We start from the raw sequence: 8,122 nt of genomic DNA, 5'->3' as shown, positions 1-8,122 counted from the left end.
ATGACGAACAAGAAGAAAGACGTTGAGTCGATTCACTACCTCTCCCCGCTCCAGCAGGGATTGCTCTTTCACGCGGTCTCGGACCGCGCCGCGGACCCGTACTTCGTCCAGACGGCGTTCCTCCTGGAAGGGCGGCTCGACGTGGACGCGTTCGAGCGCGCCTGGCAGGCGCTCGCGGAGCGGCACCCGATCCTGCGCACCGCGTTCGTCTGGGAGGGCGTCGCGCGGCCCGTGCAGGTCGTCCGCCCGCGGGCGGCGATCCCGCTCGCGCGCCACGACCTCCGCGGGCTCGCCGCGTGCGAGAGGGAGCAGGCCTTCGTCGAGCTCATGGCCGCGGACCGGCGCGCCGGCTTCGACCTGCTGAAGGCGCCCCTCATGCGGCTCACGGTGGTCCAGGTCGAGGAGGAGGCGTTCTATTTCGTCAACAGCCATCACCACCTCTTGCTGGACGGGTGGAGCCTCGCCCTCTTGCTGAGAGAGGCGCTGTTCGTCTACAAGGCATTCGCGCAGGGCGCGGCGCCCGAGCTGCCGCGGGCGCGCCCGTACCGCGAGTACCTCGCGTGGGTGCAGGCCCAGGACGAAGGCGCCGCGGAGCGCTTCTTCCGCGGCGCGCTCGCCGGGTTCCGGGCGCCCACGCCGATCCCCCTGGAGGCTGCGCCGGCGGCGGCCGCGGCGGGCGCCGATGCGTTCCCCTTCGCCGAGCAGCTCCTGCGCTTCTCGCGGGCGGAGACGGAGGCGCTCGCGGCCTGCGCGCGCCGCCTGCGCGTCACGCTGAACACCCTCGTGCAGGGCGCGTGGGCTCTCCTGCTCTCCCGGCACAGCGGCGAGCCCGACGTCGTCTTCGGCGCCACGGTGTCGGGTCGGCCGCCGGAGCTCCCCGGCGCCGAGGCCATCGTCGGCGTGCTGATCAACACGCTGCCGGTGCGGGTCCGCGTGGACGAGCACGAGCCGCTCGCCCTCTGGCTCTCGCGGCTGCAGGACAGGAACAGCGAGCTGCGCCAGCACGAGTGGGCCCCGCTGTCCGACGTCCAGCGCTGGAGCGAGGTGCCGGGCGGGCGCTCCCTCTTCGACACGATCGTCGTCTTCGACAGCTACCCCGAGGAGGACGTGAGCGGCGTGCCCCTGGACGTCCGCGCCAGCGTCCTGCCCCGCCCCGGCGGCGGGCGCGTCGGCGACGCCCTGCTTACCGCCGGGCGCAACAACTACCCGGTGTCGCTCATCGTCGATCCGTCGCGCGAGCTCGGGCTCATCCTCTGCTACGAGCGCCGCCGCCTCACGCACGAGGCCGCGGCCAGCCTGCTCGGCCAGTGCCGGGCGCTGCTCGAGGCGATGGCGGCGCGGCCGCAGGCCCGCCTGGCCGAGCTGCCCCTCGTGGGCGCCGCCGAGCGGCGCCGCCTGCTCACCGAGTGGAACGCGACGGCCACGGCCTCCCCGCCGGCGGCCTGCGTCCACGAGCTCTTCGAGGCGCACGCCGCCGCGCGCCCCGACGCGCTCGCTGTCGCCTGCGAGGAGACGGCGCTGACCTACGGGGAGCTCGACCGGAGGACGAACCAGCTGGCGTGGAGGCTGCGGGCGCTCGGCGTCGGGCCCGAGGACCGGGTCGTCCTGTGCATCGAGCGCTCGGCCGAGATGATCCTCGCGCTGCTCGGCGCGCTCAAGGCCGGCGCCGCGTACGTGCCCGTCGACCCGAAGTTCCCGCGCGAGCGGCTCCGCGCCGTCGTGGAGGACAGCGGCGCGCGCGTCGTGATCACGCAGGAGCGGTGGGCCGGCGCGTTCGACGGGCCGGGGCCCGCGCTGCTCTTCCTGGACCGCGACGCGGGCGCCCTCGCGGCCGAGCCCGACGCGCCGATCGGCCGGACGGCGAGGCCCGAGAACCTCGCCTACCTCATCTACACCTCGGGCTCGACGGGGCGCCCGAAGGGCGTGGCCGTCGAGCACCGCCACCTCGTGAACTACGTGCGCGGCGTGCTCGCGCGGCTCCCCCTCGCCGAGGGCGGCGGCATGGCGCTCGTCTCGACCGTGGCCGCGGACCTCGGGCACACGTCGCTCTTCGGCGCGCTCTGCTCGGGCCGCGCGCTGCACGTCCTGTCCGAGGCGCGGATCTTCGATCCCGACGCGACAGCCGAGTACATGAGCCGCCACGGGGTCGAGGCGCTCAAGATCGTCCCGAGCCACCTCGCCGCGCTCCTCGAAGCCGCGCGGCCCGAGCGCGTGCTGCCGGCGCGCTGCCTCGTTGTCGGCGGAGAGGCCTCGAGCTGGGAGCTCATCGAGCGGATCCGGGCGCTCGCGCCGGGCTGCACCGTCGTGAACCACTACGGTCCCACCGAGACGACCGTTGGCTCGCTCACCTGGCAGATCGACCCCGCGGACGGCCGCTCCGGGGCGACCGTGCCCATAGGCCGGCCGCTCCCCAACACGCAGGCATATGTCCTTGGTGTAAATTTTGAGCCGATGCCGGTGGGCGTGCCCGGGGAGCTCTACCTGGGCGGGGCTGGCGTGACGCGCGGCTACCACGCTCGCCCCGAGCTGACGGCGGAGCGCTTCGTCCCGGATCCGTTCGGCGGCGTCCCTGGGGGCCGGCTGTACCGCACCGGGGATCGGGCGCGCCTCCTTGCGAACGGCGCGATCGAGTTCCTCGGGCGCACCGATCACCAGATCAAGCTGCGCGGCCACCGCGTGGAGCTGGGCGAGATCGAGGCGCGGCTGCGGGAGCAGCCCGAGGTGCGCGAGGCGGTCGTGGCGGCGCGGGACGGCGGCGGCGCCGTGCGCCTCGTGGCCTACGTGGTCGGCCGGGAGGCGGCGGCGCTCGACGCTGCGGCGCTCCGCGGCCGGCTCGCGCAGCAGCTGCCCGACTTCATGGTGCCCGCCGTGATCGTGCCGCTGCCGGCGCTGCCGCTCACCGCGAACGGCAAGATCGACCGCGCGGCGCTGCCCGAGCCGGAGCGCGCCGGCGCGCAGGAGGCGAGCGGCTTTGTCGCGCCCCGGAACGAGGTCGAGGCCACGCTCGCGCAGATCTGGGCCGACATCCTGCGCGTGGAGCGGGTCGGCATCCACGACAACTTCTTCGCCCTCGGCGGCGACTCCATCCGGAGCCTCCAGGTCATCGCGCGCGCCAACCAGCGCGGCATCAAGCTGAGCCCGAAGGCCCTGTTCGACCACCCCACGGTGGCCGGCGCCGCGGCCGTCGCGGTCTCCACCGCGACCCCGGAGAAGGCTGCCGTTGCCCCGGAGAAGGCGCCCGCACGCCCGGGGAACGCGGGTGGGCCGCAGGGAGAGCAGCGCGAGGCGACGCCCTCCATGTCGACGTCAACGTCGCCGTCGCAGACAACCTCTCTGCCAACATCGCAGTTCCCGCTGAGCGGCCTCACCGACGACGAGATCGCGCGCTGCCTGCCGGACGCGTCGGGGCTCGATGACGTCTACCCGCTCTCGCCGATGCAGGAGGGCATGCTCTTCCACACCCTCCTGAACCCGGGCTCCGGCATCTACCTGATGCAGCAGCACTATGTGTGGCACGGCGCGCTCGACGCCGATCTTATCGTCGAGGCCTGGCAGCGGGTGGTGGCGCGGCACCCCATCCTGAGGACCTCCTTCGCCTGGAAGGACCTCGAGCGGCCGGTCCAGGTCGTCCACCGCCATATCGACCTCTCCGAGGTCATCCACGTCCTCGACTGGCGCGATCAGACCGAGGCCGAGCAGGAGAAGCGCCTCGCCGAGGCGCTCGAGGCCGAGCTCGCCGCCGGGCTCGACATGACCCGCGCGCCGCTGATGCGGATCCGGCTGATCCGGATGAAGGACGACGCGTATCGCATCGTCCGGAGCTTCCACCACATCCTCACGGACGACTGGTGCTTCTCCGTGATGATGATGGAGTGCCTGTCGTATTACGAGGCCTTGAGCGAGGGCCGCTCGCTGGAGCTGCCCCAGCCGCGCCCGTACCGCGACTACATCGCCTGGCTCGCGCAACAGGACCTCTCGGCGGCCGAGCGGTTCTGGCGCGAGGAGCTCCGCGGCTTCGCGGAGCCGACGCCCCTCGGCGTGGAGCGCGCCGCCGAAGGCGGCGCGGCGCCGCTCGCCGGGGCCGGCATCAGCGACGAGCACGTCGAGCTGCCCCCGGCCGTGAGCGAGGCGCTCCTCCGCCTCTCGCACCAGCACGGGCTGACGCCCAACACCCTCGTGCAAGGGGCCTGGGCGCTCCTCCTGAGCCGCTACAGCGGCCAGCGCGACGTCGTGTTCGGCGTGACCGTGGCGGGCCGACCGACCGATCTGCCCGGCGTGGAGACGATCGTGGGGCTGTTCATCAACAGCCTTCCGCTCCGCGTCCACGTGTCGCCCGAGCAGCCGCTCCTCCCGTGGCTCAAGGGCCTCCTCGCCCACAACTACCGTATCCGCGAGTTCGAGTACCCGCCGCTCGTGCACATCCAGCGGTGGAGCGAGCTCCCCAAGGGACAGGCGCTGTTCAACAGCCTGCTCGTCTTCGAGAACGCGCCGAAAGATCCCCGCCTCGGGGAGCAGGTCGGCGCCGTCCGCCTCTCGTACGAGCAGGACCGGGTCCACACGAACTACCCGATGACGGTCGTGGCGTACCCGGGCGAGACGCTGGGGATCCGGCTCTCGTACGACCGGCGCTGGTTCGAGCGCGACGCCGTCGCGCGGATGCTGGGCCACCTGGTCCAGCTGCTGTCGGAGATGGCCGCCCGCCCGGAGGCCCGGCTTGGCGACCTCGCGCTCCTCGGCGAGCGCGAGCGCCGGCAGCTGCTGCGGGAGTGGAACGACACGACGAGCGCGGAGCCCGCCGCGCCGGGCTACGTGGCGCTCTTCGAGGCCCAGGCGCGGAGGACGCCGGATGCGGACGCGGTGACGTGCCGCGGGCGCCGGCTCACCTACGCGGCCCTGAACCGCGCCGCGAACCACGTGGCCCACGCGCTGCGGGCCCAGGGCGTCGGTCCGGACACGATCGTCGCCGTGCTGGAGTCGCGCGACATCGAGCTGGTCGTCGCGCTGCTCGGCGTGCTCAAGGCCGGCGGCGCGTACCTCCCGCTCGACCCCCACCAGCCGGAGCAGCGCATCGCCGGCGTCGTCGAGGCCAGCCGCGCGCCCGTGGTCGTGACCTCGGACGCGTGGGTCCCGCGGCTCGGGAAGGCGCTCGCGCACCTGCCGGAGGCGGCGCGGCCGCGGTTCGTGACGCGCGAGCGGCTCGCCGCGCAGCGCGGGCCTGCGCGCGTGCCCGTCGACGACCTCCCGCAGCTCGCCGGCCCCGGTCACCTCGCGTACGTGATCACCACGAGCGGATCGACCGGCGTGCCGAAGGGCGCGATGGTCGAGCACGCGGGGATGCTCAACAACGTGTGGGGCAAGATCCCCGCGCTGGAGCTCGGCCCCTCGGACGTGATCGGCCAGACAGCGTCCCAGTGCTTCGACATCTCGGTGTGGCAGCTCCTGACGGCGCTGCTCTGCGGCGGCCGCGTGCACATCGTCCCCGACGAGATCGTGGGCGATCCACAGCGCCTGCTGGAGGAGGCCGAGGCGCAGGGGATCACGGTCCTCGAGCTGGTCCCGTCGCTGCTCGCGGAGCTCGTCTCCGCGGACGCCGACGCGCCGCGCCTCCCGCGCCTCCGGTGGATGCTGCCCACCGGCGAGGCGCTCACGCCCGACCTCTCCCGCCGATGGTTCGCGCGGTACCCCCGCGTCCCCCTGATGAACGCCTACGGCCCGGCCGAGTGCGCCGACGACGTGGCGCTCCACGCGATCACGGCGGCCCCCGGGCCCGAGGTCGTCCACATGCCCATCGGCCGGCCCGTGCCCAACGTGAGGCTCCACGTCGTGACGGGCGGCGATCTCGCGCCCGTCGGCGTGACCGGCGAGATCTGCGTCGCGGGCATCGGCGTGGGGCGCGGCTACCTGAACGACCCCGCCAGGACCGCCGAGGTGTTCGTGCCCGATCCGTTCGGCGGCGCGCCGGGCGCGCGCATGTACCGCACGGGCGATCTCGGCCGGCGCCTCGCGGACGGCGCCCTCGAGTTCTCGGGGCGGCGGGATCACCAGGTGAAGATCCGCGGCTTCCGCATCGAGCTCGGGGAGATCGAGGCGCGCCTCGCGCGGCACCCGGAGGTCCGCGAGGCCGTCGTCGCGGTCCGGGAGGAGCGCGCCTCGGGCAAGCGGCTCGTCGCCTACGTCGTCGGCGAGGGCGGCGCGACCCCCGCGCCCGAGCGCCTGCGCGAGTTCCTGAAGGAGACGCTGCCCGACTACATGGTGCCGCCCGTCTTCGTCGCCCTGCCCGCGCTGCCGCTCACCCCGAACGGCAAGGTGGACCGCAAGGCGCTGCCGGCGCCCGAGGCGCCCGCGGTCGACGCCGGCGGCGCGGCGGCCGGCGCCCCGACGACGCCGACCGAGGAGGCCCTCGCGGGCATCTGGGCGGAGGTGCTTGGGCTCGAGCGGATCCCTGTCCATGCGGGCTTCTTCGAGCTAGGCGGGCACTCGCTGCTGGCCACGCAGGTCGTGTCGCGCGTGCGCAAGGCGCTCGGCGTCGAGCTGCCGCTCCGCAGCCTGTTCGACCACCCCACGGTGGCCGAGCTCGCCCGCGACGTCGATCGGCGGCGCGATCCTGCCGGGGGCGCGCCCGCGGCCGGGGCGCCGCCGATCGTCGCGGCGCCGCGGCAGGGGCCGCTGCCGCTCTCGTTCGCGCAGCAGCGCCTGTGGTTCCTGGAGCAGCTGCAAGGACAGCGGGGCCTGCTCACGATCCCGTTCGCGCTCCGGCTCACGGGCGCGCTCGACGCCGAGGCCCTGAAGAGGAGCTTCGCGTCGGTGATCGCCCGGCACGAGGTGCTGCGCACCGCCATCGTCGTCGATCGCGGGGAGCCCTGGCAGGCCATCCTGCCCCCGCAGCCGTTCGAGCTTCCGCTCGACGATCTCTCCGCGCTGCCCGCCGAGGTCGCGGACGCGCAGCTCTCCCGGCGCATCGACGCGGTCCTCACGGCGCCCTTCGATCTCCAGCGCCCGCCGCTGCTGCGCGCCCAGCTGTTCCGCCTCGGCCAGCGAGCGCACGTCCTCGCGGTGGCGCTGCACCACATCGCCGCCGACGGATGGTCGATCGCGCTCCTCGTGGACGACCTGATGGCGGCGTACCGCGCCCTGGGCGACGGCGGCGCGGCCCCGGAGCAGCCGCCGCAGGCGCTCCAGTACGCCGACTATGCGGCCTGGCAGCGAGCCCACCTTCCGGGCGCCGTGTGGGACCAGCAGATGGCCTACTGGCGGCAGCAGCTCGCCGGCAGCGCCACGGCGCTGACCCTGCCCCAGGCGCGGACCGCTCCGGCCCAGGAGCGGCGCGCCGCGCGCCTCGTGCGCGCGCTGCCGCGCTCCGCGGCGGAGGCGCTGCTGCGCGGCGCCGAGCAGCACGGCGCCACGCTGTTCATGGTGCTGTACGCCGCGCTCAACGTGGTGCTCCACCAGCAGACGGGGCGCGGCGATCTCCTGGTCGGGACGGACGTCGCCAACCGCCATGTCCGCGAGACGGAGGGCATGGTCGGCTTCTTCGTGAACCAGCTGGTGCTCCGCTGCCGCATCGACGGCGCCCTGCGCCTCACGGAGCTGCTCGCCGAGTGCAAGCGCACAGCGCTGGAGGCCTACCAGCACCAGGATCTCCCGTTCGACGCGCTGGTCTCGGACCTCCTGCCCCGGCGCGACGCGGACGGCGCGCCGTTCTTCCAGATCAAGCTCATCCTGCAGAACACCCCGCAGCGCGATCTCGAGCTCAAGGATCTCTCCATCTCCGAGCTCGAGCTCTCGCCGCGGGACGTCGAGGTCGACCTGCTCATCGCCGTCGACGCGCACGAGGGCGGGCTGCGCGTGGCCTACGACTACCGCGCAGACGTCTACCCCGCTGCCTTCATCGAGCAGCTCGCCGCCCTGTACGAGGCGGCCCTGGGGATGGTGAGCGAGCCGGAGGCGCGCACGGTCGCGGAGCTCGTGGAGGCGCTGAGCCAGCACCAGAAGGCGCGGCAGCAGCAGGCGATGGAGGCTGGCCGGGCCGCGCGCGAGCAGCAGCGCGCGGCGCTGGGGACCGTCCAGCGCAAACCGTTGGCTGTCCAGAAACCACAGTGAAAGGCCGACCGCTCACGGAGCG

The 8,122-nt window shown here is 73.9% G+C and carries 1 protein-coding gene; it reads left to right on the top strand.

The features are described from left to right. Positions 1-8,100, top strand: a complete 8,100-nt coding sequence (locus tag WMF14_RS44515) for an amino acid adenylation domain-containing protein (protein WP_437796533.1) — start codon at positions 1-3, stop codon at positions 8,098-8,100. Positions 8,101-8,122 lie beyond the last annotated feature (22 nt).

Source organism: Sorangium sp. So ce693 (assembly GCF_051521375.1).
Classification (GTDB): Bacteria; Myxococcota_A; Polyangia; order Polyangiales; family Polyangiaceae; genus Sorangium; species Sorangium atrum.
This window is presented reverse-complemented; position numbering and strand designations above follow the sequence as displayed.

Coding starts and splice junctions, on each gene's coding strand:
- WMF14_RS44515 (WP_437796533.1), top strand. CDS start 1: ATGACGAACAAGAAGAAAGACGTTGAGTCGATTCACTACCTCTCCCCG.